This is a genomic window from Polaromonas sp. P1_E3, assembly GCF_056405935.1.
The window spans coordinates 1-1,765 of sequence record NZ_JBFUBD010000494.1; the positions used below are offsets into that span (position 1 = coordinate 1).

At 60.7% G+C, this 1,765-nt stretch carries 3 protein-coding genes; all 3 read right to left on the reverse strand.

Annotated features, from left to right (window positions below):
* On the reverse strand, positions 1–382 hold a 382-nt coding region (locus tag AC1D0Z_RS20920; RefSeq protein WP_477660084.1), incomplete at its 3' end, for a copper chaperone PCu(A)C.
* Positions 383–436: 54 nt separating this feature from the next.
* Positions 437–1,009: a YcnI family copper-binding membrane protein gene (locus AC1D0Z_RS20925; RefSeq protein WP_477660085.1), complete on the reverse strand. Its 573-nt coding sequence runs from the start codon at positions 1,007–1,009 to the stop codon at positions 437–439.
* Between the two features lie 202 nt (positions 1,010–1,211).
* Positions 1,212–1,592, reverse strand: coding sequence for a DUF2946 family protein (locus AC1D0Z_RS20930; protein WP_477660086.1), 381 nt, complete (start codon positions 1,590–1,592; stop codon positions 1,212–1,214).
* Between the last annotated feature and the right edge of the window lie 173 nt (positions 1,593–1,765).

The following is a 1,765-nucleotide window of genomic DNA, read 5'->3' on the forward strand; positions in this document are numbered from 1 at the left end:
GCAGGGTCACGGGCACCGTGCTGTCCTTTGCCAGCGGCGCTTTAAGGTCCATCAGCATGACGTGGTAACCCCCTGGCTTGAGCTCGACCTTTTTGCCGGCTGGCAAATCAAGCGATGGCACAGCGCGCATTTTCATGATGTCGCCATCCATTTTCATTTCATGCACTTCAGCCACGCCCGCCACCGGCGACGACACGCCGATCAGCTGGGCGCCGTCCTTGGCCGTGAGGCTCATAAAAGCGCCCGTGCCTTTTTGCCCTTGCACAGTGGCGCGTGCCCACGCGCCATCAACCTTGACGGCGGCCGTCTGGGCCAGGGCGAGCATGCTGGTCAGTGCCATTGAAAATGCCAACACGGCTTTTGAGAATTTTGCGGATGTCATGGGTAAATGCTCCTTGAAGCAGTAAATTGAATCTGGAATAAAACCGCTGGGCGCTCAGTGATTGTGTTCACCGCCGCCTGCAGGCATCAGCTCAAGCGCAGCAGCAGGGTTTTTGAGATCCGACATTTTTTGGCCTGGCTTGGGCACTTCAACCCAGTCAACCTTGCCGGTCTCGCAAACCTGGCTGACCGGCCAATACAACATGCCCGCTTGTGCCGGTAGTTTGGCCTGCAGCACAAATTCGTCGTACCAGTCGTTCTGCAGGTAGTCTGCCGGGGTTTTAGCCGTCCAGCTGATCCGCGACACGTCTTCGGTGACGGTTTTGCCGTGGTCATCCCTGGGTTGCGCCAGCTTGTCACGCGTGACTTCCAGTGTCCAGCCGGCTTTGGGCATGGGCTTGGCGCCCTGAACACCCGTGGGGATAGTAACCACGATCTGCTTGACGGGTGAATTCCCGCAACCATGCCCGACCTTGAACGTGCCCTTGTAATAGCTGCCTGCATTGGCGACCTGGTATTCCAGGGTGACGTGCGCGGCAGCGGGCAGGGAAAATGCAATAAATAGGGCTGCAGCCCAATATGGACGAGCGCAAGCAGCTATGGTTTTGATAGCGTTTGAATATTTCATGGTTCTTATGGCGTTGAAATTAAAGGCAGAAAAATCTACGGTCGAAACTGAATCCGGTCAGACCAACGCAGTGGCGCGGGCCAGGCATACGGTGAGCGGAAAGTTCGGGAGACTCACATTCGAAATGAACAATGGCGCAGCGGCCGCAAGGCAGCGCGCAAAATGCCACAAGCTTCCAGCCTGGGGCAAGGGGACGTTCAGTTCAAAGTGCGGGAGGTCCGCGGCTGAAAGGCAGCCCGGAGATGGCAGTGCCGGTGGTTGCCGGAATATCCGCCACCGCCACCGCGGTACCCGTGACACAGGAAACGTTTGCCACCGGCAGAGGCGGCAGTGCCAGCCCTGCTGAGCCGCACAGGTCGCAGCGCTGGCCTGCAGAGGCAGCGTTGCCGTCGGTGGAGTCAATGCCGGCATCAGACGAAGCGGTGTTGACGGTGCAAATGCCGCTCAGCTTGCCGCTGCGCACGTCCTGGGCGAGCATGGACACCGGTGCCCACAACGCCGCCGCCACGGCCAGGAAAGCCAGCCAGGCGGCAAGGCGTTCCCATACGGGAGGGGTCGGGCGGGATGCGGGGTGGTGGGGCACAGGGCGATTATATGTAGCCCCCACGCTCCCCCACTTCGTGTGGGTCGCTGCCCCCCGGGGGGGCCGCCCGCCTGCGGCCCGGCAAAGCCGGTTCCGCGGCTCATGCTGGGTTGAAGAATTCTTTGGACACTACCAGCGGGGCCGCGGGACTGGCTTTGCCAGACCGCAGGCGC